The sequence below is a fragment of the Paenibacillus sp. HWE-109 genome (assembly GCF_022163125.1).
Lineage (GTDB): Bacteria > Bacillota > Bacilli > Paenibacillales > NBRC-103111 > Paenibacillus_E.
In genome coordinates this window covers 8,749,311-8,775,222 of sequence record NZ_CP091881.1, presented here as the reverse complement: position 1 = coordinate 8,775,222, position 25,912 = coordinate 8,749,311, and the positions used below count along the sequence as shown (strand labels likewise).

Annotated in this window: 21 protein-coding genes; 4 read left to right on the top strand and 17 right to left on the bottom strand. The window is 49.5% G+C overall.

Annotated features, from left to right (window positions below; translation table 11 throughout):
* Window positions 1–11: 11 nt before the first annotated feature.
* From iolG to iolD, 6 genes are read right to left on the bottom strand one after another with little or no spacing between them, the layout of a single operon-like run.
* Entirely contained in the window at window positions 12–1,049 is a 1,038-nt protein-coding gene (gene iolG / locus LOZ80_RS37640) for an inositol 2-dehydrogenase (protein WP_238169270.1), read from the bottom strand.
* Window positions 1,046–1,924 carry a class II fructose-1,6-bisphosphate aldolase gene (gene fba / locus LOZ80_RS37635; RefSeq protein WP_238169269.1) on the bottom strand — a complete coding sequence of 293 codons (879 nt, stop codon included), beginning with the start codon at window positions 1,922–1,924 and terminating at the stop codon, window positions 1,046–1,048. The genes iolG and fba overlap by 4 nt, the downstream gene beginning before the upstream one ends.
* 20 nt (window positions 1,925–1,944) lie before the next feature.
* A complete protein-coding gene (locus tag LOZ80_RS37630; protein WP_238169268.1) occupies window positions 1,945–3,390 on the bottom strand; it encodes a CoA-acylating methylmalonate-semialdehyde dehydrogenase in 1,446 nt (481 codons plus the stop codon).
* Between the two features lie 25 nt (window positions 3,391–3,415).
* Window positions 3,416–4,426: a 5-dehydro-2-deoxygluconokinase gene (gene iolC, locus LOZ80_RS37625; RefSeq protein ID WP_238169267.1), complete on the bottom strand. Its 1,011-nt coding sequence runs from the start codon at window positions 4,424–4,426 to the stop codon at window positions 3,416–3,418.
* A 7-nt stretch (window positions 4,427–4,433) separates the two neighbouring features.
* Window positions 4,434–5,342: a myo-inosose-2 dehydratase gene (iolE, locus tag LOZ80_RS37620; protein ID WP_238169266.1), complete on the bottom strand. Its 909-nt coding sequence runs from the start codon at window positions 5,340–5,342 to the stop codon at window positions 4,434–4,436.
* A gap of 21 nt (window positions 5,343–5,363) precedes the next feature.
* Window positions 5,364–7,229, bottom strand: a complete 1,866-nt coding sequence (iolD, locus tag LOZ80_RS37615; RefSeq protein ID WP_238173226.1) for a 3D-(3,5/4)-trihydroxycyclohexane-1,2-dione acylhydrolase (decyclizing) — start codon at window positions 7,227–7,229, stop codon at window positions 5,364–5,366.
* A 149-nt stretch (window positions 7,230–7,378) separates the two neighbouring features.
* On the opposite strand from iolD, the gene LOZ80_RS37610 reads away from it, so the two are divergent.
* The 3 genes from LOZ80_RS37610 (at window position 7,379) to LOZ80_RS37600 (ending at window position 10,747) form a co-directional block, all read left to right on the top strand.
* Window positions 7,379–9,187, top strand: a complete 1,809-nt coding sequence (locus tag LOZ80_RS37610; protein ID WP_238169265.1) for a cache domain-containing sensor histidine kinase — start codon at window positions 7,379–7,381, stop codon at window positions 9,185–9,187.
* A complete protein-coding gene (locus LOZ80_RS37605; RefSeq protein ID WP_238169264.1) occupies window positions 9,174–10,010 on the top strand; it encodes a response regulator in 837 nt (278 codons plus the stop codon). The genes LOZ80_RS37610 and LOZ80_RS37605 overlap by 14 nt, the downstream gene beginning before the upstream one ends.
* A gap of 119 nt (window positions 10,011–10,129) precedes the next feature.
* The gene (locus LOZ80_RS37600; RefSeq protein ID WP_238169263.1) at window positions 10,130–10,747 is read left to right on the top strand and encodes a helix-turn-helix transcriptional regulator; all 618 of its coding nucleotides are present in this window, start codon (window positions 10,130–10,132) and stop codon (window positions 10,745–10,747) included.
* Between the two features lie 9 nt (window positions 10,748–10,756).
* Here the strand turns inward: LOZ80_RS37600 and LOZ80_RS37595 are convergent, their stop codons facing one another.
* From LOZ80_RS37595 to LOZ80_RS37545, 11 genes are all read right to left on the bottom strand, one after another.
* Window positions 10,757–11,575 (bottom strand): ADP-ribosylglycohydrolase family protein, encoded by an 819-nt coding sequence (locus LOZ80_RS37595; RefSeq protein WP_238169262.1) that lies wholly within the window; start codon window positions 11,573–11,575, stop codon window positions 10,757–10,759.
* Window positions 11,576–12,080: 505 nt separating this feature from the next.
* Window positions 12,081–13,136, bottom strand: coding sequence for a chorismate synthase (gene aroC, locus LOZ80_RS37590; RefSeq protein WP_238169261.1), 1,056 nt, complete (start codon window positions 13,134–13,136; stop codon window positions 12,081–12,083).
* A 494-nt stretch (window positions 13,137–13,630) separates the two neighbouring features.
* The gene (locus LOZ80_RS37585) at window positions 13,631–14,458 is read right to left on the bottom strand and encodes a hypothetical protein (protein WP_238169260.1); all 828 of its coding nucleotides are present in this window, start codon (window positions 14,456–14,458) and stop codon (window positions 13,631–13,633) included.
* Window positions 14,459–14,595: 137 nt separating this feature from the next.
* On the bottom strand, window positions 14,596–15,411 hold the full coding sequence (locus LOZ80_RS37580; RefSeq protein ID WP_238169259.1) for a response regulator transcription factor: 816 nt from the start codon (window positions 15,409–15,411) through the stop codon (window positions 14,596–14,598).
* On the bottom strand, window positions 15,395–17,254 hold the full coding sequence (locus LOZ80_RS37575) for a cache domain-containing sensor histidine kinase (RefSeq protein ID WP_238169258.1): 1,860 nt from the start codon (window positions 17,252–17,254) through the stop codon (window positions 15,395–15,397). The genes LOZ80_RS37580 and LOZ80_RS37575 overlap by 17 nt, the downstream gene beginning before the upstream one ends.
* A gap of 77 nt (window positions 17,255–17,331) precedes the next feature.
* Window positions 17,332–18,966: an extracellular solute-binding protein gene (locus tag LOZ80_RS37570; RefSeq protein WP_238169257.1), complete on the bottom strand. Its 1,635-nt coding sequence runs from the start codon at window positions 18,964–18,966 to the stop codon at window positions 17,332–17,334.
* A 67-nt stretch (window positions 18,967–19,033) separates the two neighbouring features.
* Window positions 19,034–19,912 carry a carbohydrate ABC transporter permease gene (locus LOZ80_RS37565; RefSeq protein WP_238169256.1) on the bottom strand — a complete coding sequence of 293 codons (879 nt, stop codon included), beginning with the start codon at window positions 19,910–19,912 and terminating at the stop codon, window positions 19,034–19,036.
* Between the two features lie 14 nt (window positions 19,913–19,926).
* Window positions 19,927–20,877 carry an ABC transporter permease gene (locus LOZ80_RS37560; RefSeq protein ID WP_238169255.1) on the bottom strand — a complete coding sequence of 317 codons (951 nt, stop codon included), beginning with the start codon at window positions 20,875–20,877 and terminating at the stop codon, window positions 19,927–19,929.
* Between the two features lie 135 nt (window positions 20,878–21,012).
* Entirely contained in the window at window positions 21,013–21,885 is an 873-nt protein-coding gene (locus tag LOZ80_RS37555; RefSeq protein ID WP_238169254.1) for a LysR family transcriptional regulator, read from the bottom strand.
* A gap of 57 nt (window positions 21,886–21,942) precedes the next feature.
* Window positions 21,943–23,112 (bottom strand): MFS transporter, encoded by a 1,170-nt coding sequence (locus LOZ80_RS37550; protein WP_238173225.1) that lies wholly within the window; start codon window positions 23,110–23,112, stop codon window positions 21,943–21,945.
* A gap of 216 nt (window positions 23,113–23,328) precedes the next feature.
* Window positions 23,329–23,703, bottom strand: coding sequence for a response regulator (locus LOZ80_RS37545; RefSeq protein ID WP_238169253.1), 375 nt, complete (start codon window positions 23,701–23,703; stop codon window positions 23,329–23,331).
* Window positions 23,704–23,868: 165 nt separating this feature from the next.
* Between LOZ80_RS37545 and LOZ80_RS37540 the strand changes: the two genes are divergently transcribed.
* Window positions 23,869–24,144, top strand: coding sequence for a hypothetical protein (locus LOZ80_RS37540; protein ID WP_238169252.1), 276 nt, complete (start codon window positions 23,869–23,871; stop codon window positions 24,142–24,144).
* Window positions 24,145–25,912: the final 1,768 nt, after the last annotated feature.

Sequence of the window (25,912 nt, the reverse complement as noted above, 5' to 3'; positions counted from 1 at the left end):
AGCTCCTTTCCTTAAAGCGCACTCTGCTGTAACAAAGCCAAAGCTTCGCTAACTTTCACCGGCCGACCCAACCTAGAAGATAACTTGGCAGCAAGTGCGATCCGCTCCGCCTGCATACCATCATGACCATCCACAGGCACAGCCTTATCGTTCAACAGACAATCTATGAAGATCTGCGTCTCTTCCATATAAGCAGCTTGATAGCGCTCGAGGAAAAAATGCAGCGGTTTCTCGCTCACAATCGCATCTGCGGTGCTAACCACAGCCGTATTCGGATGATCGTTGGCAACGGCTACGCTGCCTTTGGACCCGAACACTTCCACACGCTGGTCATAGCCATAGACGGCTTGACGGCTATTGTCGATGACGCCAAGCGCGCCATTTTCGAAGCGCAGCGTGACTATCGCCGTATCCACATCCCCATGCTCAGCAAAAACCGGATTAATCAGCACATTACCCTGCGCATACACCTCTTCAACCTCGCTGCCAGCTACAAATCTAGCCATATCGAAATCATGAATCATCATATCCATGAAAATGCCGCCGGACACCTTAATATAATCCTCATGCGGCGGATTCGGGTCACGGGAAGTGATTTTGATAATATGCGGGTTCCCGATGGTGCCTTCTTGGACAACCTCGCGAACACGCTTAAAGTTATGGTCAAAACGGCGGTTGAAGCCGATTTGCAGCTTCACGCCGGCTTTGTTCACAGCAGCAATCGCTGCTTCCGTTTGCGTAATATCCATGCTGATCGGCTTTTCACAAAAGATGTGCTTGCCTGCTTCAGCCGCTTGCTGGATCAACGGCACATGCGTGTCCGTCGACGAACAGATGAAGATAGCATCAATCTCTGGATGCTCGATCAATTCCTTACTGTCCTTCGTAACTAGGCCGATTTGGCGCGCTGCCGCCCAAGCCTCTAGCTCAGGACCTGCAAATAAATCACTCACCGCCACAATGTTCACTTGCGGCAGTCGCAGCAAATTGTCTGCGTGGATTTTGCCGATTCGCCCTGCACCGATGATTCCGATTTGAATAGTTTTCATGATAGACTCCTTCCGGCTTTGCCTGCGCTGCCGAACAATTGAATTTTGGCTCTTACGGATGCCCCAATCGCTTCCCGTGCCGGGATTAAATAATTCCGTGGGTCATAGGCCTCTGGATGCTCATTCAAAAACGATCGTATGGCCGTTGTACAGGCGATTTGATTGTCTGTGTTCACATTAATTTTGGCTGTTCCGCAGGCAATCGCCTGACGAATTTCTTCATCCGGCAAGCCGCTTCCACCATGAAGCACAAGCGGAAGACCCGTAACTTGGCGGATTTCAGCCATCCGTTCGAAGCCCAGCTTAGGCTGTCCCCGATAAGGACCATGCACGGAACCAAGCGCTGGCGCCAAGCAATCGATGCCAGTTTCCTGCACTAAACGCACGCAATCCGCCGTGACCGCATACATGCCTTCGGCTTCATCGACGACCAAATCATCCTCGCGTCCGGTAATCCGGCCCAGCTCAGATTCAACGGAAACGCCGAGAACATGAGCAGCCTGTGTCACTTGGCGGGTCACTTCGATGTTATGTTCGAGCGAATGATGCGAAGCATCGATCATCACGGAAGTAAAACCTGCGTGAATCGCCCGGATGCACACCTCATAGCTGCTTCCATGGTCTAGATGGAGCGCGACAGGCACCGTAATGCCGTAATGCTCCATCAACGATTTCACCATACCCGCGATGCAGGGCAGCCCGCCCATATAAGGAATGTAAGCCTCGCTGACGCCAAGAATGACAGGCGCTTGCTCCGCCTCGGCAGCCAGCAGAATGGCTTGCGTGAACTCCAAATTGTTTAAATTAAACTGCCCAACCGCATATTGACCGGCTAGCGCCTGATGCAGCATCTCTTTCATCGAAACAAGTCGCATGAGATTCTTCCTTTCTGGGCCTACCAGCGGGCTGTGACCATTTTTTTGCGTGTATAAAATTCAACGCCATCCGTCCCATTCGCGTGCAAATCACCGTAGAACGACTTTTTCCAGCCTGAAAAAGGAAAGAAGGCCATCGGCGCAGGAACGCCGAGATTGACGCCCAGCATACCCGCATCAATTGTTTCGCGGAATTGGCGGACATTACTGCCATCGCGCGTGAACAAGCAGGCGCCATTGGCGAATTCCGAGCGATTGGATAAAGCAATCGCTTCTTCCAGCGTTGCTACCCGAACGATGGACAGCACAGGCGCAAAAATTTCGTCCTCCCAAATTTTCATGCCGCACTCCACGCCATCAAAAATAGTCGGCCCTACGAAATATCCCTTCTCGTCGGAAGCCTTATCCTTACGTCCGTCGCGAATAAGAATCGCGCCTTCTTTTTCGCCGATCTCGATATATTTCAAGGTGCGTTCTCTGTGCTGGTCGCGAATCACCGGCCCCAAGAACACGCCCTCGTCCGCGCCATTGCCCATCGTGATGCGGTTAGCCGCATCAGTCAGCTTGCTGACAAGCGTGTCAGCCACATCGCCGACGGCAACGACAACCGAGCACGCCATGCAGCGCTCGCCCGCTGAACCAAAAGCCGCGTTGACGATTTCCTTCACCGCGATATCCAAATCCGCATCCGGCATCACAATCGAGTGATTTTTGGCGCCGGCTAAGGCTTGCACCCGCTTGCCATGGGCTGAAGCGGTTTTGTAAATGTATTCGGCTACCGGTTGGGAGCCGACGAATGAAATCGCTTTGACCTCTGGATGCTCCAGAAGTCCATTCACAACATCGTGCGCGCCATGAACGATGTTCAGCACGCCGTCCGGAAGACCGGCTTGTTGGAACAGCTCCGCCAAACGGTTAGCCAAGTGCGGCGTGCGCTCCGACGGTTTCAGCACGAACGTGTTGCCGCAGGCAATCGCCAGCGGGAACATCCAGCAAGGCACCATCATCGGAAAGTTGAACGGTGTAATGCCACCGATGACCCCGATAGGATAGCGGTACATGCCGGATTCTAGATTCGACGCGATATCAGGCAGTTGTTTGCCCATCATCAGCGTTGGCGCTCCAGCCGCGAATTCGACACACTCGATGCCGCGCAGCACTTCGCCGTACGCTTCGGTGTAGCTTTTGCCATTTTCACGCGTCACGATCCGTGCAAGCTCTTCCCAGTTGTCGACCAGCAGCTGCTGATATTTGAACAGAATACGTGCCCGGCGCGGCACCGGCGTGCGGCTCCAGGACTGGAACGCCTCTTGGGAGTTGCGAACGGCTTGATCAACTTCCTCCTTCGTAGAAATGGGAATGTATGCAAGAATTTCTTCCGTTGCAGGGTTGTATACGGGTTCTGTTTGAGTGGAGGCAGAAGCGATCCATTCGCCGCCGATCCAATTTTTCAAAGTCTCTGTCATCGTTAAGCTCTCCCTTTTCAGTCAATTATGAAGCTGTAATCTCGCCGCGGTTGCAGCGTTCGATATAATCATCCACCTGTGCAGCCGTTGGCATAGCATCCGAGCAGCTGTGGCTGGAAATGACGATACAAGCGGCTGCGCTGCCGTATTCCATACTTTTTTCAATCGTCCAGCCTTGCATGATGCCATAGATAAAGCCTGCCGCGTACGAATCTCCAGCTCCAAACGTCTTCACAACTTTAGCCGGGAAGCTCTTCGCACGGTGGCCGACACCGTCAGGCGTATAGGCAATGGAGCCCTCTTTGCCGTGTTTGATGATGACGATCTTGACCGAATAGTCGAACCATTTGGCCGCTGTAATCCGATCATCCTTCTCTGGGTTCGTCTCGAAACGTTCCATCATGTCGAATTCTTCGCGCGTGCCGAGGATAATATCGCATTTCTCCGCCGCCAAGTTGTAGTAAGTTGCTGTCTCTTCCGCTGATTTCCACGTATAGGGACGATAATCCAAATCAAATACGATCACAGCGCCATGCTTCTTCGCATAGCTGAGTGCTTGGAATACCGCTTCACGCGAAGGGCTTTGTGCAAGTGCTGTACCGGAGATCAGCAGCACCTTCGCCTTAGCGATCAGCGATTCCTGAACCTCCGCAGGGGTAAGCAGCAGATCAGCCGCATTGTCGCGATACATCAGAATACTGCAATCGGTAGGGCTTTTGATCTCGGTAAAAGCAAGCCCTGTGACAGCTCCCGTTTGATCGGTCACGACATTCGTCGTCTCGATCTGATTGCGCTGCAAGTAATCCTCGATGAAGCGGCCCATTTGGTCATTGGCGATTTTGCCGATAAAAGCCGTTTGCAGCCCAAGTCTCGCCATCCCAATCGTGATGTTGGCCGGAGAGCCTCCGACATACTTCGTAAACGTCATCGTCTCTTCCATCGGACGGTGAATTTCGTTGGCGTTCAAATCAATGCACAGTCGTCCTATTGCGGCAAAATCCAGCGGCTTATCTAGCGGAAAAGTCACGTAGGTCATCGAACCATTACCTTCTTTCTTGGGGAATAAGAGATTGGATATAACTAAGTGCATTTTTGGCATATTCATAAGGAGGATGCGCAGCCGGGTCTTGCTCGCCTTCCAGCATCGCCCATCCTTCATATTTCCGCTCCAGCAGCTCTTCGAAAATCGGCCCAAAATCAAGACAGCCGTCGCCCGGAACGGTGAACACGCCTTTGCGAATACACGTCACGAAGTCCACTTGTTCCGCTCTCGCTTCATCCAGCACCGCTTGACGAATGTCCTTCAAATGAATGTACGCGATGCGGCCGTAATGCTTGCGCAGCACGGTCAACGGATCTGCCCCGCCGTAGTAGGCATGGCCCGTGTCGAAAAGCAAATGCACGAGCGCAGGATCCGTCATTGCCATCAGCTTGTCGATTTCCTCCGGGCTTTCTACCACTGTGCCGCCATGATGATGATAGGTCAGCTTGAGTCCATACTCCTGCGCGATGGCCCCTGCAAGGTTAAGTCCTTCAGCCAAACTCTGCCAGCCTGCCTCATCCAGACGAAGCACTTCCTTCTCGTTAGGCGTGCGGCGCGGGTCAAAATGGAGCGAGCCCCCCACTTCCGCGGTGCTGATAACTGTGCTGCCCATTTCTTGGAGAAACTGCGCATGCTTGCGATAAGCGGCAAGCTCCTCGTCGCGGTAGGCAGGATCGGAGAAAAGTACCGATTTCCACTGCGAAACAAGCTGAATGCCCCGCTTCGCGAGTTCTTCTTTTAACACGGGAATGTCTGTAGGATATTTGCGCCCCATCTCGGTGCCTGCAAGCCCTAGTGCTGCTATATCATCTAAAATTTGTTCATACGTCGTATCCGCGCCATGCTCCTTAACATCTTCGCCCACCCAATTAATCGGGTGCACGCCCAGCTTGAATGGAAGCTCTGTCATCGTTCAAATCCCCTTTGTTGGTTAAATAGGTTTGGCCGCTTGGATGCGGTTCTTCATTTCTTCATGCGCTTTAAGCACCTTTTCGCTCTCGGATACCTCTGGCACGCCTACTTGCCACCAGGATTCATAGCCATCCGTGTTCGTTCCCGGCACAACCGGAATTTCGATCAAGGTCGTCACGGTCTCTTCCTTCGCTTTCAGCAGCGCTTCCCTAAGTTCTTCAGGCGTGTCTGCTTTGTAAGCCTTCGCTCCCAAACTGCGGGCATGCGCCGTAAAGTCGATCGGCATGTAGCTGCCTGTCAGCTTGCCTGTCGCCGCTTCGCGATAGCGGAATTCATTGCCGAAGCCATCGCTGCCGTGGCCTCTTTGCAGGTTGTGTATACACTGGAAGCCGTGATTATCGAACAGCAAAATCGTAATTTTGCGGCCTTCCTGCAGGCTGGTCAGCAGCTCGGAATGAAGCATCAAGTAGCTTCCGTCTCCAACGATGGCGTACGCCTCGCGATGGGGATCCGCCAGCGCCACACCAAAAGTGCCGCTTACTTCGTATCCCATGCAGGAGAAGCCGTATTCCATGTGATACGTTTTGGGCTCGGTTGATCGCCATAATCGGTGGAGATCGCCCGGGAGACTTCCGGCTGCACAAACGACAACTGCTGAGGGCTCAATGGTTTGATTGATCACGCCGAGAGCGCGCGTTTGCGACATTCCTTCGGTGTGCTCTAAGGCATACAGACGGTCGACCTCCTGCTCCCACTGCGCTTTCAAATGCTCCACATACCCGCTTTCGTAACCGCTCTCATAGTAATGAGCGGACAACGCGTGGAATAAGGTGCCTAACGTTTCTTTGGCATCTGCGGTGATGCCGATGCCGTTTAATTTGGAGGCATCGAAGCCGCTGATGTTAATATTGATAAACTGCGCATCCGGGTGCGCAAAAGCTGATTTGGAGGCCGTTGTAAAATCGGAGTAACGCGTCCCGACGCCGATGATCAGATCAGCTTCTCTCGCGAGGATGTTCGCTGCGCGAGATCCTGTCACACCGATCGCCCCGACATGCAGCGGATGGTTCCATGGCAGCGAGCTTTTGCCTGCCTGCGTCTCGGCTACCGGGATGTGGAAAGCCTCTGCGAACTCAGCCAATTCCTTCGTCGCATCGGCATAGAGGACACCGCCGCCGGCGATGATCAGCGGCCGCTTCTTCCCGAGCATCAAATCCACCGCACGGTTCACAGCTTCTCTGGCTGGAGGCCGCCGATCTACATAGTGCACCTGCTTGGCAAAAAAGGCTTCTGGGTAATCATAAGCCTCAGCCTGCACATCCTGCGGAAGCGCTAGTGTAACAGCTCCTGTTTCCGCTGGATCGGTAAGCACGCGCATCGCATGATGCGCCGCCGTCATCAGCTGCTCGGGACGCACGATGCGGTCCCAGTATTTGCTGACGGCCTTGAACGGATCATTGGCAGACAGGCTGTAATCTCCTGCGACTTCCAACTGCTGCAGAACCGGGTCCGGCTGTCTGGAAGCAAAATTATCCCCCGGCAGCAGCAGCACTGGAATCCGATTGACGGTTGCTGTCGCAGCGGCTGTCAGCATGTTCAATGCGCCTGGCCCGATCGAGCTTGTGCAAGCGTAAATTTGCTGGCGGTTCTTTTGCTTGGCAAAAGCCGCCGCCGCGTGCACCATGCCCTGTTCATTTTTCCCCTGTATGTAAGTCAGATTCCCTGCGCTGCGTTCCAAGGCTTCCCCGATGCCGGTCACATTGCCATGACCAAAGATGCCCATGACGCCCCGAACAAATTTCGTTTCATGCCCATCGACTGAGATGTACTGTTGATCCAGAAAGCGAAGCAGTGCTTGGGCCATAGTAAGACGTATCGTATGAATGGCTTTCTCCCCCTCAAAGGTAAGGTAAAGCGCTTAATCTTCGTGGGTTAAGCGCTTAATCCGATGATATAACAAATTTATTTCCATCGCAATCTTTATTTTTTATGTTATCCTTTAGGGAGTAAATTATTGAAACTGAGGTCATTACGATGCCGAATTGGATGCAAGCCTTGCTTGGAATCAACCGAAGCTTTCGCGTCAAACTTATCCTAAGCTTGTCTACCATCATACTTTTGTCCTTTGGCATCACGGGTTATTTGACCTATCAATACAACCTGAAACTATTTGAAGAAGAGATCAGCAAGCAGTTCTCTCGCACCAATGAAGAAGCTTTGGCCAAAATGGAGCTTAAAGTCCAGGAGATCATTCGCATCTCCCAAACCATTGTGTTTAATCCCCAGATTGAACAGGTCATTAAACGGATCAACTCGGCCGCAGATGCTGACGCTTTCAATTTGTATTTTGATAAAAAGCAGATCGAAGAACAGATTTTCCAAATCAAATCGGATGCCCCTTACATAACTGGGATGTATCTCTATGATCTAAACGGCAATCCTTCTTACTTCAGCTACACGACATCCACCATTAATAATTTAAGTGATCAAGTGTTTCAAGTTATTCGTTCCAAGCTTAGCGATACGTACGGCAATCTGGTTTGGACCAGCATGGCCTTGCCGAGTGCCGTTGAGCCCAGCGGCTACCGACAAACGATTATTGTCGCCCGTTACATGAAAAATAGTACGCTGAACACTTACGGTGTGCTCGTTATGGCGATGGACGAATCATTTTTCTCCGGCTCGCTGAAAGAATTAACGAAAGACGGTACAGGCGAAGTTTACTTGTTTAATAACAACAATGAACTTTTATACAGCAATATTTCTGAGAATTTGTCTGAGAAACAACAGCTGTTGGTCAACCTCAAGCAAACTCAAGTCATGGACAACCATTTATTCGTTCAAGGAGAGTCGAAGGCAACCGCGTTTAAGCTGGTAAGCGGAACTTCACTAGCGGAAATCCGCGTTAAAAATAAAGCTCTTTCCCAAAAGATTGTATATTCCGGTTTAATCAGCATTCTGCTTACAAGCATCCTGATCGTCTTGTCCACAGGAAATCTATTGCGGCCACTTAAGGATCTGCTGCTTGGACTTCGTAAAGTGCGTTCCGGCGACTTCGAAGCGCGCATCGAAATTCGTACGAAAGATGAGCTCGCCTACATCGGCGAGAGCTTCAATGCCATGGCCGAACAAGTTGGCCGCCTGATTAAAGAAGTCTATCTGACCCAGCTAAGCGAACGGGAAGCCGAGCTTCAGGCGCTGCAAGCGCAGCTGAACCCGCATTTTCTGCATAATATGTTCAATGAAATTTACTGGAAGCTCTATTTGCAAAATGAGAAAGAGACCGCTTCCTTGATTGCAGCGATATCCGAAATGCTCAAATACTCGTTAATGCCGGTCCGGACACCAACCACCGTCAGGGAAGAACTGCAGCAGATGCGCAATTATTTGAAGCTGCAAACGGAACTGTTTGAAGCAAATTTGGAGACCATCATTCAAGCGGATGAGGACATCTTAGATTGTGAAATCATGCGTTTCCTGCTTCAACCGCTTGTTGAGAATGTGTTCGTGCATGGATTCCGCAACAAAGTCGCCCACAAAGTGCTAGTCATTAGAGCTCGAAATGCGAATGGATTTCTGGAAATTGATGTGACGGATAATGGCTGCGGCATGGATGAATCCGCGATTGCGCGATTGCTCGGGATGAAAGGCGCTGCAATGCCGCAGCGTTCTGATGGGCGTGAAAGCCTTGGGGTGCGAAGCGTTGTTCGAAGAATTGAGTTAGTCTACGGTCAACCTTATCGGTTGGAAATCATAAGTGTTGTGGACAGTGGAACGACGATGCGTCTTATTTTGCCGTATATCACCATGGAGAACGGAGGGCTTGCCTATGTTGAAGGGTAAAGTGCTGATCGTGGAAGATCAGCCCAATTTTCGCAAAGGGCTGCGAAAAATGTTCGAAGACAGCCAGCAAGGCTGGACGGTGGTTGGCGAGGCCAGCAACGGTCAAGATGCCCTTGCATTAATCGAACAGGTGCAGCCTGATCTCGTGCTGACTGATATTCGCATGCCCATCATGGATGGTATTGAGTTCGTTGGGCATCTGCGGCAGAGCCAGCCGGAACTGATCGTTATTATTTTGACAGCCTACAAAAATTTCGAATACGCACAAGCGGCTGTCCGGCTTGGAGCACTCGATCTGTTAATAAAGCCATGCACCGAGCAGGATGTCAGGCAGGTTATGAGCAAGGCATCCGAGCGGTTCTATGAAAAATATACCCGGCAGCAGCAGCGTCTAGGTGAGCAGAAGCTTCAGCAAAATCAGGAGCTCCGCGCAGCACTACTTAATCTGCCGTATGCCGCTGGCGGCAATGCTGAGAAGGGCCTTGCTAACCTTCTGGATGGTAAGGATTTATGGCTGCTGCAGATGAATCAACAAGATTTGGCGAACAAAAACTACGGAAAAAACGATATGCGTTTAATCCAGTTCGCGCTCTCGAATATTGTGGAGGAGCTGCTCAAGGGCGCAGGGCTAGATGCCCGTCTTCTGCTCGTGGAACATGATAGTTTTGTGCTCGTCACGGAGCAGCATGGCATCGATGAACATTTGCAGGAAGCGATTCAACAGGCCTCGCAGGAATATTTGAAAATCAGCATTAAGCTGCTGACTATGGACGAAGCCACAACCGACAAACCGCTTGCTGAGCGCTATGTGATATCGCCTTAGGTTCTGGCTCTGGGGCAGGCAGCGCATCAAGGGGAAGTGAGGGGGACGCCGGCAGCATTGGCTCCGGTATGACCTTGTCGCTGAACCAGTCCAAAGTGCAGGAACTGGAAGTCCAACTCATGTCGGCCATTCTAGTCGGACAGGAAGAAAGCCTTCCTCAACTGCTGGATCGTATGCTGGTTGAGCTTTCCGCCATCACGCTCGATGACATGAAAATCCAGGCGCTCTCCCTCTCCATCGCGCTGCTCGGCACGATTCAGAAGCAGTTTGACCCGGATGAGAAAAACCTGCTCGCGCGCATTCCCAGCGACATGCCCCAAACCCATTGGACCGCCGAGGAAGTGCTCCGCTGGGCCAGTGAGCAAGTAGCGAACTTCTTGCATCTTTTCAACAACTGGCAAGCTTCCAAAAATGACAATCTGATCGAACGTGCCGTCAAATACATCGAAGAGCATTACAACGAGGAATGCCGGCTAACCGATGTTGCTGCTCATATTCATCTGAATGCCAGCTATTTCAGCGTGCTATTCAAGAAATCAACGGGAGAAAGCTTCACCCGCTTCGTCACTCGCGTCCGCATGGACAAAGCGGCCATCCTGCTGCGCAATACCGATATGAAAATATTCGAAATCGCCTGCGCCATTGGCTTCGATGAGCCGAATTATTTCACCAATGTGTTCAAGCAGCAGTACTTGATGTCCCCTAAGGAGTATCGGAACGGGCGGTTGACTCCTTAGGAGGCGACTTTAGATTGGAACATTGTATGTATCCTGAAACAATTCAATAACCTGCCTTAGCTTGAGATCCAGCTTTAGCATCACTTCCGACACTATCTCTTTCGGAATTTCTTTATAAAAAGCATGAGCAATGCCTCCTGTTATACAGGCGATTGTGTCGCTGTCTCCTCCAATTGATATCGCTTTGCGGATCGCATCTTCGAAATCCGTCGACTCCAAAAAAGCGATAATCGCCTGCGGCACTGATCCTTGGCAGCTTGGATCAAAAGCGTAATTCGGCCTGATGTCATCTAATTTTTGCGTCAAATTATACTTGAATTTCTGCTGAATAAAGGCTTGGATTTCTGCTTTTGGCCTATTGTTCCTAGCCAGAAAAACTGCACTTGCCACGGCCTGAGCACCGAAAATGCCTTGTCGATGATTATGCGTTACAAGTGCCGATCTCCTCGCTTCCCTCAGAACCTCCTCCAGCGTGTTAAAAGCGAATCCTATCGGGCTCACTCGCATAGCGGATCCGTTGCCATAACTGCGATACGGCTTGGGGTCGCTGCTCGACGCCCATTCCTCAAACTTTTGTCCGTAGCCAGCATTTGGGTACCATTTTGCGTATTGCCTTAGTTTATAAGCGTATAGCCGCTTACTTGCATAGTAATCCAATAGCCTGTTGCTTTGTTTTGTCTTATTCAAAACAGCATCGGCTATTGCTACTGTCAACACTGTATCATCCGTAAATCGTGTGAACCTATCGTACAACTGAAATTCAGTTGACTTGACATTATGCCACTCAAACACAGAACCAATAACATCACCGATCACTGCACCTAGCATGATTCACCTCCTATTACTTACCATCATACAAGCAAAGCTCCTTCTAACTCTATCAATTTCGTCAAATGAGAGTAAATAGGGAAATTAGCGGAGATGAGCGAATTAGGAGGCTTTGGGAGAGCCGATATTCGGTGCCCAGACGGCAAAATGTAGGCTTTGGGGACGAATATAGGAGCCTTCAAAGGCTTCTATCTACTCAAAAAGAGGTGGTTTGAGCCAAATAGGAGTCTTTGGGGACTTCTATTGGTTGCTCAGACAGCGAATTGAGGGCTTCTTTGGCGAATAAGAGCCTCCAAAGGCTTCTATCTACTCGAAAAGAGGCGGTTTGAGCCAAATAGGAGTCTTTGGGGACTTCTATTCGTTGCTCAGACAGCGAATTGGCGGCTTCTTTGTCGAGTAGGAAGAAGCTTATCCTGCACCTTCATATAGAAAAAAACCGCCTCTCCATTCGTTGGAGACACGGAATTTCTGCCGTACCTTATCTCATTTGGGAACTTTACGACAATTAATACAGCATAGCAGCCTGACGCTTATAATGGTCCTCAATAACAAGACAGGCCATCGCTTCGATCACGGGCACGACTCTCGGACAAATACAAGGATCATGCCGTCCTGTGGTCACAATAACTTGTTCCTCGCCCTTCACGTTCATTGTGTTTTGCGGCACGGAGATGGAGGAAGTCGGTTTGACTACGACACGGAATACGATTTCGGCGCCCGTGCTGATGCCGCCAATGATCCCACCCGCATGATTGCTGCTGAACCCTTCTGCATTCATCTGATCATTATGTTCGCTGCCCAGCATGCTCGCCGCAGCAAAGCCCGCTCCAAATTCGATCCCTTTGATCGCACCGATGGACAGCATCGCTTTAGCTAATTCGGCATCAAGCTTATCAAAAGCCGGCTCTCCGAGCCCCGGATCGACACCCCGGATTCGGCATTCTACAATGCCGCCGCAGCTGTCGCCAGCCAATGCCAAGGCTTCAATTTTCTCGACCATTTTAACCGCAGCTTCCGGATCACAGGCCCTAACAGGGTTAGTCTCAATAACATCCTCAATAAAATCACGGCACTGTATGCCGCCGATCTCGGTTGTATAGGCAACAATAGAGACGCCTCTGCGCTCTAGCAGCTTGCGAGCGACAGCTCCCGCCGCAACTCTGGACGCCGTTTCCCTGCCTGAAGCTCTGCCGCTTCCCCGATGGTCGCGTAATCCGTATTTTTTCAAATACGTAAAGTCGGCATGACCCGGACGAAAAGCATGTTGAATATCCGTATACGCTTCAGGTCTCATGTCCGTATTGTACAATATAATGGACAACGGTGTTCCCGTTGTACGACCTTCAAACACGCCCGATATGATATGGATTTTGTCATATTCTTTACGAGGCGAAGTGACAGACGATTGCCCTGGTTTTCTTCTATCCATTTGCACCTGAATATAAGCTTCATCGATCTCAACGCCCGGCGTCACGCCATCTATAATGACTCCGACGGCTTCCCCGTGGGATTCACCGTACGTCATAATTTGAAATCTCTCACCAAATGTGTTGCCAGCCATATGCGCATCTCCTAATCAACGATTGTTGTATCTCTATCCATGATTCTAAACGCTTCGTTGGCATAAATGAAATCGGAATAATCGCTGTTTGGCATAGAGAGAGTTTATGACTGCGGAAAAGAACCCTAAGAAAAACGGCTTCGCCACTCTGATAGATCTGCCTCTTCTTAGCCGCAAAACCTAGTAAGGGAACTAGCGGACGCTAATTAGGCAAAAAGTAAGGATGCGAGGGGGATAGCGGAACTACAGGGTCTTATGTCCATAAAAATGTTGAAATTCCCATGAAACAGCAAAATAACGCACTGTAGTTCCCCCCAACCTCCCGATACTGACACTTATGGCTATAATAGCATACCGTAGTTCCTTTACATCCGCGCGAGGCAGCTGGAGCAACTCCGCGTTCACTCCAAAACATATAAACTCTGACGCTTATATATCAAAAAAAGCCCCCCAAAAAGGAGAGCCCCTACCAATATGCGACTTGCGTCCAGCCGTTAGCTGTCTCTCTCCATCCGCTGAATGCCCTGAAACAGCGTAGCCATGTACAAGCTTTCAGCGTTGCAGTCGATGTCCGTTACTGGGCAGCCAAGCCGTACTGAAATTAGGGTGACTTGATTGCGGATATAGCCGACACGGTATAAGCCGCGGTCCGTACAAACGAATACTTCCGTGCCTTTGGTAACGATTGAGAACAGAAATAGATGTGGAAAGCGGATTTGCTCGAAGCCGCCCTTTTTGTCCCCATGCAGTAAAGCTCCGTCTTCAGTGACGCCGAGAATGTGCCCTTGATAGATGGCAAGGCCAGTTACTCCTTGCCCAATCGGGAAGTCCATCCACTCATTGATCAAACGATCATAGATGGCAACACCGGACTCTATGGCAAGGATAAAATACTGTGGATACATCAGGAAATCATAAACTTTAGCATGCGTATAGGCCGCTTTCTGCCAGCCATGATGACTGCGGCTCCACAAGCCATAAGGCGTAGCTGCCCACGAGACTCCGTAATAATCTTTGTACTGGTAGCAGCCAATCGCGAGTTCGGTATCATGCCAACGCTCACTTTCCAAATCGAACTTAAACAACCCTTTATTCGCACAGGCGAAAAGCTGTGACTCTTGAACGATGAGCCGATTCACATGAACACCCTCCGGCAAACCGTGACGCACGCCCTGCCAATCGCCTTCTTTATGTTTAAGGAATACGCCGCTTCCCAGAGGAGCTGCCACCAATGTTTCATTTTTTAGAATTTTAATGGAGGAAAAGTGAAACAGAAAATTGTCGTTATCATTTTTGTCATCTTTCTGTGAACGTTGCAGCACAAGCTCAACTCCTTCTAAACCGAAATCCATCCGGGATGGATCGCTGAATCATCATAATCCTATTCTAAGTGATAATGATTATCATTGTCAAATATTAGTTGGAAGAAGCTTCTTGCCCTTCCTCGCCACACCGTTCATCATAAAAATTTGTTCCGATACTCGGTCGGCGTCAAGCCGTATTGTTTCTTGAAGCTTTCCCGAAAATGATCCTGATCAGTATATCCAATCCAGTCGCAGATTTCGTAGATTTTGATGGCGGGGTCCTTCAACAACCGGGCTGCTTCCTGCATGCGAAGTCGAATTATCGAATGATTGATCGTCATCCCCGTGACTTCTTTAAACAGCAAATTCAAATATTTATCGCTCAAACCGACGGAAGCCGCCACATCAGACAGCGCTAATTCCTTGCGCATATAGGATTCCTTCACGAACTGGATAGCCATCTCGACCAGCTTCTTTTTCTTCAAGCTTCCGGTCCACTCCCCGCGAGGCAGCGCTTCCGACAAATTCGGAAGTTGATCTTTGGCCGTTTGCTCCGCAAGCGACAAGGTTTGACGCTCCTCCCGCTCTTTGCGCAGTACCTCAACTGCCTGCGACAGCACTCTCTCAATTTCACGCGGGTCGATTGGCTTCAATACATAATCCAGTACTTGCAGCTTAATCGCTTGACGAGCATGATCGAACTCATTCAGCCCGGATAATATAATACAACGAATATCCGGATTGCGAAATTTAACCGCCTCTATTAATTCCAGTCCATTCATCTTGGGCATCCCGATATCCGTCAAAAGCAGGTCCGGCTGCTCACGCTCAAGCCACGTCAGCACTTCTTCCCCATTCTCTACAGCGCCGAGCAGTGTAATGTCCAGAGCTTGCCAGTCAATCGCGTGCACGAGTGTTTCACGAACGATTTTCACATCTTCTGCTATCAGCAGCTTAAACATCTGCAACATCCTTTCTTCCTGTCGGCTGCTTCCCTTGATAAGGTAGTACAACTTCGACGCGGGTGCCCTCGCCTTCCCCTATCCGCACATAACGCAAGCCATACATGTCTCCGTCATGCAGCTGAATTCTCCGGTGCACGTTCAGGGTTCCGTAGCCGGTTCCAGCTTCGCTTGAATCTCCGTTCCCTCTCGCAAGCTGCTGCCGAAGCATCCCATTCATCCGGTCGGCATCACAGCCTCGGCCATTGTCGTCGACCCGCAGAATCAATCCTTCACGCTCCAAACGAGCTGAAATCACAATTCGGCAGCCTTGTTTACGATCTGAGAACCCGTGGATGATGGCATTTTCTGCAAGCGGTTGTAGGATCAAATGAACGATACTCGCATGCAGCAGTTCATCCGGTATTTTGATCTCGATTCGCAAATCGTCCATCATCATCATTTGAATATGGAGATAAGCTTCCACCTGTTTCATCTCCTCTTCCAAGGAAATCCACGTTTTGCCGCGGTTCAGACCGTAGCGGAATACGTTAGCCAGCGAACGAACGATCAAACTCGTCTCCTGATCACCAGTCATGATTGCCCGGCAATTAATAAGGTCCAGCGTATTATATAAGAAATGAGGATTAATCTGGGCATGCAGCAGTTCCAGCTGTAGTTGACGGCGTTCGATCTCTTCGGTAAAAGATTTCTCGATGAGGCCATGAATGGTTACGAGCATAGCAGCGAACTTCTGATTCAGCTCATCCACTTCGTAGATGCCCGTGTTCTGAGCTGGCAGCGGTTCTTTAAATTCCACCACCTCCGGACGCTGAATCGCCGTAACCAGCCTCGTGATAGGCACTGTCACCCTAATTACGATTCTGCGCAGCCAGAAGCCGGCAATGAGCAGAGCAGCAGCCGCCGTCGCAGCACCGATGAGTGAAATCGCCAGGGTGTAGCGGCTGAAATGACTCTCTGGAACGACGGCAAGCAGCTTCCAGCCGTTATCCAAGGTCTCGAACATGACCCGATGATTTTCTCCGTCGATCTTCGTAATGATCGAGCCCTTGGCCCCCTCTAATGCGCGAACATACGAAAGCCCGCCAACATCTTCCAGGAAATCGTAGCGTTCGCTGTACATGACACGATCCGATTCATCGAGCAATAGATGAAAACCTTCATCCAGCCTCGCATTGTCGAAAATTCCCCGGATGCTGCCTGTATCGGCGCCGATGATGACCGTGCCAACGCTGCGGCCGTCTTTGAGGCTCGTTTTTTTGCGCGCCGAATAAATCATCGCTGCATTGGCATCTGTTTTTTGACTCCACCAGACGTTCTGGCGTTCCCCGCGGCTCAGGCTTTGGAACCACTTTTGATCCTGTAAATCAGTATTCTTATAAATGCCCGTTATCGGGGAAAAATGTTCCGTAGCCATGGCGAAAAGACCACTCCCCGGTTCAAGCGCAACAGAGACGACATAGGATTGCTGCACCACATTGCCTGATCCGAAGTCATTCAGAAGCGACAATAAAGAGAGATTTTGCAAATTCGCTTCCAGCGTGTAGAAGTCTCCCACGGCCTCAAAAGGCTGCTGATACGTGCTCATGAGTAAATTTTCGATCGATTGATTGCTCATAAGGAAGGCTGCTACGTTATTCATTGTGTTAAATTGATATTCAATATTACGGTAAACAAACTTCGTCGACTGCTCTGCCATCTTCAGGGTATGGTCGTTCTGCACCCGGATCAGAATGTAGCTGGCGGCCGTGGCAAACAGGGCGATGAAAGTGACAATCAGCACGAAAATGGGCAGACTGAGCCGCGATAATAACCCTGAATGGCCGCTGCTTGCGGGGAAGCGAATCGCCATGACTGACACCTTCTCTCACCTTGATGATGGCAAAAGCCCTCTCGCCGACTGCTGCCGAACGAGGGGCTATGCACAACTTATTTGCCTGATTTTATCTTGAAGGAAGCTTCCAGCTCAGCAAGAATTTGCGTGCCGCCTTGCGATTTCCATTTGTCCGCGAATTCATCGAATTTCTTGATGTCCGCGCCCATAATGATTTGCGTAAAGACGGAATCGCGCAGTGTGTTCAGTTCCACGAGCTTGGTGATTTTCGTCGGAGAATCCAAGTAGTTGGAAGCATCCGTAATTTGGAACTTGTTATTAATCGCTACATCGAGCGCCTGCGACTGACGCAGCGGCAGCGATTCCAGATAACGCGGCCAGCCTTTCAAGCCCGGAGCGAACAGGTAGCTTTGAATCCCTCTGAAGTTCCCATTCTTATCCTGCTGCGTCTTGGGATCGATCTGATCCGTAATCACTTTCATCTTGCCATTATCGATCTTGTAGTCTTCGCCTTCAATACCCCATACGGTCAACATTTGATTCTCAAGCGACAACGATTTCTCAATGATCGCCAGCACCTTTTTCGGATCTTTGGTCTTGGCGCTGATTGCGTTCATTTGGCCGAATGGCGCGCCTGAGGGAGCTACCGCTTTACCGTCTGGACCAACAAGCGAGCTGTTCAAAGACAAATATTTGTACGGAACATTGGACTGATCCGGCAGCTTGCCGTCAGCAGCCAATTTGCCGCTTTTCTTAAGCTCATTGCTTTCCACTTGCGTGTCATAATCATTTGGTGTGGACCACCAGCCCATCCACGAGAACAGTTTGCCGCTGTAAAGCTTAGCCCGCAGCTGCTCTTCCTTAATTGTAGCGAATTCTTTATCAATGAGTCCTTCTGCGTACATTTTTTGCAAATACTGCAGAGCCTCTTTCATTTTTGGATCGATATCATAATTGCTGAATTTGCCGTCTTTTTCCGTGAAATAGCCCGGTGTTACGCCAAATGCGCCAAAAATATGATCAAAGGAATTGTTCGCATATTTCTGCTGGCCAATCTGTGCCGTATAGCCGCCGAGCGGGATGACGTCCGGTTTCTCAGCTTTTACTTTTTTCAGCAAGTTGTAGTATTCATCCAGCGTTTTGGGCACTTGAGCGCCCATGCTCTCGACGAAGTCCTTGCGCAGCACAACATTCCAGCGATAGCCTGCACCAGGTCCGCCTTGATAAGGAATCCCGTAAATTTTACCGTTTACTTTGGCTTGCTCGAAGACTTCCTTCGGCACTTCCTTGAGAATATTCGGCGTATCTTTCTCATTAATGAGATTCGTCAGATCAACGAAAGCGCCTTGCTGCGCATACTTTTGAAAATCGTCGGCGAAATCGATCCGTACGACATCGGGAATGTCACCACTGGACATTTTGAGATTAAGCTTCGTCTTGTACTGCTGAACGTCCACCATCTCTGGAGTGATTTTGATGTTCAGCTTTTTCTCTACGGCTTGCTTTACAGCGTCCTTGGTAGGATCATAAGGCTTGGATATATCTTGGGCCTTCAGCCATTTCAGCTCGTAAGGCTCCTCTGTTTTCGGTGCCGCCGATACCGCGCTGGCGGATGTCGTAGGCGCAGCAGGTGCCGGATCGCCGGTCTTACTGCAGCCTGCAAGGGTTACAGAACCTGCAAGCAGTGCAGCAAGTGCGGTATACGACCAAACTTTTCCTTGATTTGACATGAGAATTGACCTCCTTGAATTATATTTTATTTTCAGCCCAATGGGAATGAGATGGCCAATGAATTCACTAGCCTTTGACGGAGCCAATCAACATCCCCTGCTCGAAATGCTTTTGTATAAACGGGTAAATAATGAGCATCGGCAAGGCCACGATCACAATCGCAGCCATTTGAATCCCAATCGTCGGCGGTGGCGTTGATCCTGCTGCTTCAAGCAGCTCCGGCGGCAGGCTGGAACTGGTAATGATGGTGCGCAGGATGAGCTGCACAGGCGCTTTGTGCCAATCCGTCACATAAAGCATGGCGTTGAAGAAATCATTCCAATACACGACCAAATACAGAAGTCCGATCGTCGCGATCACCGGTTTGGACAGCGGCAGCACAATCTGCCATAGGATTCTGAACTCCGAAGCTCCGTCAATGGAAGCTGATTCTCGCAAACTCTCGGGAATGCTTTCGAAAAACGATTTCATAATAATCATGTTGAAAGCGCTGTAGGCCATGACCAGCATAAGCACATAGTTGGTGTTCAACAAACCCAACTGCTTGATGGTGATGTAGGTAGGAATCATTCCACCTTTGAACAGCATGGTGAAGACGAAGTAAAGCATGAAGATTCGTCTGCCGGGCAATCTTTTCTCTGCAAGCGCGTAGGCCGCTGTTGTTGTCAGAAACAAGGCGAGCAGGACACCTCCCGCCGTATTGCGGATCGTATTGCCGTAGGCCGTGAAGATCAGCGAGCCTTCTTTTAACAAATATGTGTAGTATTCAAAACTGAGCGAGCTTGGAAACAAGATCATGCCGTTCTTCTCGCTGAAAATATGGTACGGTGTTACGGAAACGGAAATCACGTACCAGAAAGGAATCACAATAATTAAGGTCATTACCGTCAAAACCAAATAGTTCGTAGTGACAAAGGCTCGCTCGCCTTTCGTTAGCTTCATCATGTCTTTCCCCTTTGTCAAAAAATACCGGAATCATTGATTCGCTTGGCAATTTGATTGGCTACCAGCATCATTACAAGTCCGATAACACCCTTGATTACGTCAGCGGCGGCGGCAAGGCTTAGATTAAATTGCTCGATGCCGACACGGTAAATGTACGTATCCAGAATATCTCCGACTTCAAAGACCATCGGATTGTACAAGTTGATGACCTGATCCAGCCCTGCACTCATGATATATCCGACTCTCAGGATGAAGATGACGATAATGGTCCCGGTAATACCTGGCAGCGTCACGTGTATAATTCGCTGAAACCGCGTCGCTCCATCCACAATAGCAGCTTCGTACACCTCCGGATTCAGTCCGGCGATTGCCGCCATATAGATAATGGCTGCCCAGCCCATCTCCTTCATCGCATCTGTGACGACCAGAATGGTCCGGAAGTAAGCGGGCTCGACGAGCAAATAGGCCGGATCGCCGCCAAAAAACTCGATGATCTTGTTAATGACGCCGGTTTCCGGCGAAAGGAGCAGTGTGATGATTCCCCCATACACGACCCAAGATACAAACCTCGGCAGGTAGACGGCCGTTTGGAGCGTTTTTTTGAACCAGACGATGCGGATTTCATTTAATGCAAGCGCTAACAAAATGGGACAAAGAAAACCGCTGATCATTTTGTATAAGCTGATAAGCAGTGTGTTCTTGAACGCATTCAAGAACATATCCGACTCAAACAGCATTTGAAAATATTTAAATCCAACCCACTGACTTCCCGAGAACCCCTGTATCGCGTTATAGTCCATGAAAGCAATGCTGATCCCATATAGCGGCAGGTAATCAAAAATGAAAACCCATGCCAATGCAGGTAGCAGCAGTACGTAAATCAGCTTGTAAGTCCATATCCTCCTTATCTGCCTAGCCAGCGATATTTCTTTGTTCGGGATGATCTTGGCAGTTGCTGGTTCCATCCATTGTCCTCCTGTCCTCTCTCTCTTTACACTACTTAGCTTATCGGAAATTGGAGGACCGGAAAACGGGAGGGAAGGACGAAAATACAGGGGAAAAGTCGTAAGCTCATCTTTTTTTGAGGGGGAAGGCTTATTTCACAGGGTTTTCTTAAGCGCCTCAATCAGGGCCTTCACGTGCGGCAAATTTCTATTTTTGAGCTTATAGGCGATGTACAAATCATTCGTTACCCGGTATGAACCCGCAACGATTTTCACTTTATTTGCTTCCAGAGCGCTTCCTAGCATATAGGTGGGAAGTATACTGATACCTGCTTTATGCTCAATGGCAGTTAGTATCGCATGCAGATCCGGCAAGACATAGACAGGCTGCAACTGTGGTCTTTTGTGAAAATGTTCCCGCCAAAATCTTCGGATAATCGGCAATTCCTGACCATAGGTAATCCAATTTTGGAGACATAGCCATTTCTCCGGATGCGCGTGCCCCTCAAGTCCCCGGTCGTCAAAATCACTGGATGCGACAACGACAAACTCCTCCTGAAAGTAGGGAATATATTCAACGCCTGGAGCAGACAGCTTTTGTGAGGTGACAATAAGATCAAGCTTCTCTTCCGATAACAACTCTAATATGTGGGCAGCAACCCCGTATTGCGCAATGACGCGCAGGTTAAAATCGCCAAGATAAGGTGCAATTTTCTCCTTAAAAAGCTCCGCCGACGCGCCAATTCTAACGACTGGAAGCTTGGGTGATGAGGATGCGTTGAAATTACGGGTTGTTTCTTCAAGTGCCTCAACAAGAGGAGCCACCTGCGTATAGAGCTCTTTGCCTCTCTCTGTAGGAAATATTTTTCGCGATGTTCTTATAAATAAAGGTTCGCCAATGTAAGCTTCCAAGGCAGCCAAATGCTGACTCATCGCAGGCTGCGTCATTAGCCGTGTCCTTGCCGCTTCCGAAACTGAATTATGCTTATAGATACTAATGAAACTGCGGTACCATTCAAAATCAACCATGACCTATTCCCCTCTATGCTCACCATTTACCTCCATTATACCAAAAAGAGCCTCGAATCAATCTCGAGACTCTCTCATCAGTTGTTTCCTGCCCCAAAGTGTAAAGATCACTCCAATGGCAGTGATGATTGCCGCCACCCATGGAACGGCTGTCAGCCCGCCACCGAATCGGTATTCAATGACAACACCACCGACATAAGCACCAAGCGCATTGCCAAGGTTAAAAGCAGCGATATTCAAAGTAGAAGCCAATGTTGGCGCTTCTTTGGCGGTATTCAACATATGCAGCTGCAGACCGGGCACGATACCGAAAGCTGCTATGCCTAACAAGAATATCGTAATCAGTGCAAGTATTTTGTTATGATCCGTCAGGCTAAAGATAGCCAGGATGATCGTCAATAAGAGGAGAATGCCGATGAGCGATGGCATTAGTTTGCGATCCGCCAACTTACCGCCATAAATATTCCCTATGGTAATCCCTAGACCGAAGAGTACAAGAATATAGGAAACTGAACTGGCTGAAAAGCCCGTAATATCCACCAGGATGGGTGAGATATAAGTGAACGCGGTAAACACGCCGCCGAATCCAAACACGGTCATTAATAGCGCTACATGCACATTGGGGCGCTTCAGGACCCCTAATTCTTGCCGCAGGCTGGATGCAACCGCATTGACCTTAGGGACAAGGAGCATAATACCAATGAGAGCGATGATCCCCATGAAAGTGATGACCCAGAAGGTCGAACGCCACCCGTAAGCTTGGCCCAGGAACGTTCCGATCGGCACGCCCAGGATGTTGGCCAAGGTTAAGCCCGTGAACATAATCGCGATGGCGCCCGCTCGCTTTTCCTTAGGAACCAACTGCGCGGCGACGACTGAGCCAACGCCAAAAAAGGAGCCATGCGTCAACGCGGCAACGATGCGCGCGATCATAAGCACGGTATAGTTGGGCGAGACCGCTGCCAATGCATTGCCTGCGATAAAAATAATCATCAACAGAATGAGCAGCGCCTTTCGCTGCATGTGATGCGTGGCAATCGTAATGAACGGTGCTCCTATGGCAACGCCGAGTGCATATCCGGTGATCAGCAAACCAGCAGATGGAATGGATACGTGCAAATTGTCTGCTACTTCGGGCAGCAAGCCCATGATGATAAACTCGGTCATCCCGATAGCAAAAGCCCCGAGTGTAAGTGCGTAAAGCGCAAGCTGCGACCCTTTGCGCATGACCGCTGAAGTGCTATTTAAAGTGCTGTGTGAAGTCACTTGGCTTCCCTCCTTCTCTTTGTGTACAACTTAGTTTATGAGGAAATACGCCATAATTCAAATTATGAATTCATCATTTATGCATAAATATTTTTATCAAATAGGAGGTTTCCTATGCGGATGCTTCGGATGAAAAAAAACCAATTCATACTCCTGTGAAGAAGTGAATTGGTTATATTATCTTGATTGGGAAATGAGGATACGCTCAACTGCTTCAGCAATTCGCTCTTTATTGTACGGTTTCACTACAAAATCTTTGGCCCCTGCTTGAATGGAATCAACGACCATTTTCTGCTGTCCCATGGCCGAGCACATGATGACTCTTGCCTCCGGATTATAACTGATGATCTCCTTCAGCGCTGTAATTCCATCCATCTCCGGCATCGTAATATCCATCGTCACTAAGTCCGGTTTAATTCGCTTGTACAATTGGACCGCTTCCTGTCCATTGCTGGCTTCTCCCGCAACCTCATAACCAAGGGAGATGAGGACATCCTTTAATATCGCTCTCATAAAAGCAGCATCATCGACAATGATAATTCTGTTTCCCATATTCGGATTCCCCTTTACATCGGTCTATATGGATCTTGCTTCTAATTCTACCAATGTCTTCTCTCAAAATTCTCACATAATCGTAGATTTATTCCCGCCATCATCCCCGCGTGGACTTGGTTTCCATGCTGGTGGTGAAATCGGCTAAGGAGGCTTGGCGCAGCCTTGGCGCAGCCTTGGCGCAGCCTTGGCGCAGCCTTGGCGCAGCCTTGGCGCAGCCTTGGCGCAGCCTTGGCGCAGCCTTGGCGCAGCCTTGGCGCAGCCTTGGCGCAGCCTTGGCGCAGCCTTGGCGCAGCCTTGGCGCAGCCTTGGCGCAGCCTTGGCGCAGCCTTGGCGCAGCCTTGGCGGGCTGAGTGTCTGGGATTGACTGCGAGGCGGGTTAAGGTTGAATTTCAACCTTACTGTCGTGCCTCAGCCAATGCCGGCGCTGTAACGCTGTAAAACAACGTTACAGCTAGAGAAAGAGCACTGTGACTGGCATTTCAGGCAAGTTAAGGTTGAATTTCAACCTTACTGTGCTGCCTCAGGCCAATGCGGGTGCTGTAACGCTGTAAAACAGCGTTACAGCTAGAGAAAGAGCACTCTGAATGGCATTTCAGGCAAGTTAAGGTTGAATTTCAACCTTACTGTCGTGCCTCAGGCCAATGCCGGCGCTGTAACGCTGTAAAACAACGTTACAGCAAAGAAAGAGCACTGTGACTGGCATTTCAGGCAAGTTAAGATTGAATTTCAACCTTACTGTCGTGCCTCAGGCCAATGCCGGCGCTGTAACGCTGTAAAACAACGTTATAGCTAGAGAAAGAGCACTCTGAATGGCATTTCAGGCAAGTTAAGGTTGAATTTCAACCTTACTGTCGTGCCTCAGCCAATGCCGGCGCTGTAACGCTGTAAAACAACGTTACAGGCTGAGCCAATTACCACCGAGCCACCTCACCGTCAATCTATCTTTCTAATGAACTGTATGATGCTTATACACGAAAAACTGGCTACTTTGAAGATCTAATGAACTGAGTTGGCGTTATCGAGCAAATTTTAGGCGGAATGGTGATCATTTTGCTTGAATAACGCAGCGAGGATTCGTTAGATTTTTTTAAATGCCCTATTTTGAGCAAATAAAGGGTATTGAGTTCGTAAGGGAGCTTGCCTCAAAAGCACATTGGCTTGTGGCACCTATTTTCCGTGCAGAACAGCAGAACTGAGTGCCGCCGGCTCCGCTTTGCCTTCAGGCCCCGCGCGACAGCCGCGTTCGGGCTGCGCACATCAGCTCCACCACCAAGCCACCCTCACCGTCAATCTATTTTTCTAATGAACTGTATGATGCTTATACACGAAAAACTGGCTACTTTGAAGATCTAATGAACTGAGTTGGCGTTATCGAGCAAATTTTAGGCGGAATGGTGATCATTTTGCTTGAATAACGCAGCGAGGATTCGTTAGATTTTTTAAATACCCTATTTTGAGCAAATAAAGGGTATTGAGTTCGTAAGGGAGCTTGCCTCAAAAGCACATTGACTTGTGGCACCTATTTTCCGTGCAGAACAGCAGAACTGAGTGCCGCCGGCTCCGCTCTGCCTTCAGGCCCCGCGCGACAGCCGCGTTCGGGCTGCGCACATCAGCTCCACCACCGAGCCACCCTCACCGTCAATCTATTTTTCTAATGAACTGTATGATGCTTATACACGAAAAACTGGCTACTTTGAAGAACTAATGAACTGAGTTGGCTTTATCGAGCAAATTTTAGGCGGAATGGTGATCATTTTGCTTGAATAACGCAACGAGGATTCGTTAGATTTTTTAAATGCCCTATTTTGAGCAAATAAAGGGTATTGAGTTCGTAAGGGAGCTTGCCTCAAAAGCACATTGGCTTGTGGCACCTATTTTCCGTGCAGAACAGCAGAACTGAGTGCCGCCGGCCCCGCTCTGCCTCCAGGCCCCGCGCGACAGCCGCGTTCGGGCTGCGCACATCAGCTCCACCACCGAGCCACCCTCACCGTCAATCTATTTTTCTAATGAACTGTATGATGCTTATACACGAAAAACTGGCTACTTTGAAGAACTAATGAACTGAGTTGGCTTTATCGAGCAAATTTTAGGCGGAATGGTGATCAATTTGCTTGAATAACGCAACGAGGATTCGTTAGATTTTTTAAATGCCCTATTTTGAGCAAATAAAGGGTATTGAGTTCGTAAGGGAGCTTGCCTCAAAAGC

What these genes read in the sequence shown, in the direction of transcription:
- iolG (WP_238169270.1), bottom strand. Translation starts at nt 1,049, where the DNA reads ATGAAAACTATTCAAATCGGAATCATCGGTGCAGGGCGAATCGGCAAA.
- fba (WP_238169269.1), bottom strand. Translation starts at nt 1,924, where the DNA reads ATGCGACTTGTTTCGATGAAAGAGATGCTGCATCAGGCGCTAGCCGGT.
- LOZ80_RS37630 (WP_238169268.1), bottom strand. Translation starts at nt 3,390, where the DNA reads ATGACAGAGACTTTGAAAAATTGGATCGGCGGCGAATGGATCGCTTCT.
- iolC (WP_238169267.1), bottom strand. Translation starts at nt 4,426, where the DNA reads ATGACCTACGTGACTTTTCCGCTAGATAAGCCGCTGGATTTTGCCGCA.
- iolE (WP_238169266.1), bottom strand. Translation starts at nt 5,342, where the DNA reads ATGACAGAGCTTCCATTCAAGCTGGGCGTGCACCCGATTAATTGGGTG.
- LOZ80_RS37610 (WP_238169265.1), top strand. Translation starts at nt 7,379, where the DNA reads ATGCCGAATTGGATGCAAGCCTTGCTTGGAATCAACCGAAGCTTTCGC.
- LOZ80_RS37605 (WP_238169264.1), top strand. Translation starts at nt 9,174, where the DNA reads ATGTTGAAGGGTAAAGTGCTGATCGTGGAAGATCAGCCCAATTTTCGC.
- LOZ80_RS37600 (WP_238169263.1), top strand. Translation starts at nt 10,130, where the DNA reads ATGTCGGCCATTCTAGTCGGACAGGAAGAAAGCCTTCCTCAACTGCTG.
- LOZ80_RS37595 (WP_238169262.1), bottom strand. Translation starts at nt 11,575, where the DNA reads ATGCTAGGTGCAGTGATCGGTGATGTTATTGGTTCTGTGTTTGAGTGG.
- aroC (WP_238169261.1), bottom strand. Translation starts at nt 13,136, where the DNA reads ATGGCTGGCAACACATTTGGTGAGAGATTTCAAATTATGACGTACGGT.
- LOZ80_RS37580 (WP_238169259.1), bottom strand. Translation starts at nt 15,411, where the DNA reads ATGTTGCAGATGTTTAAGCTGCTGATAGCAGAAGATGTGAAAATCGTT.
- LOZ80_RS37575 (WP_238169258.1), bottom strand. Translation starts at nt 17,254, where the DNA reads ATGGCGATTCGCTTCCCCGCAAGCAGCGGCCATTCAGGGTTATTATCG.
- LOZ80_RS37570 (WP_238169257.1), bottom strand. Translation starts at nt 18,966, where the DNA reads ATGTCAAATCAAGGAAAAGTTTGGTCGTATACCGCACTTGCTGCACTG.
- LOZ80_RS37565 (WP_238169256.1), bottom strand. Translation starts at nt 19,912, where the DNA reads ATGATGAAGCTAACGAAAGGCGAGCGAGCCTTTGTCACTACGAACTAT.
- LOZ80_RS37560 (WP_238169255.1), bottom strand. Translation starts at nt 20,877, where the DNA reads ATGGAACCAGCAACTGCCAAGATCATCCCGAACAAAGAAATATCGCTG.
- LOZ80_RS37555 (WP_238169254.1), bottom strand. Translation starts at nt 21,885, where the DNA reads ATGGTTGATTTTGAATGGTACCGCAGTTTCATTAGTATCTATAAGCAT.
- LOZ80_RS37550 (WP_238173225.1), bottom strand. Translation starts at nt 23,112, where the DNA reads ATGCGCAAAGGGTCGCAGCTTGCGCTTTACGCACTTACACTCGGGGCT.
- LOZ80_RS37545 (WP_238169253.1), bottom strand. Translation starts at nt 23,703, where the DNA reads ATGGGAAACAGAATTATCATTGTCGATGATGCTGCTTTTATGAGAGCG.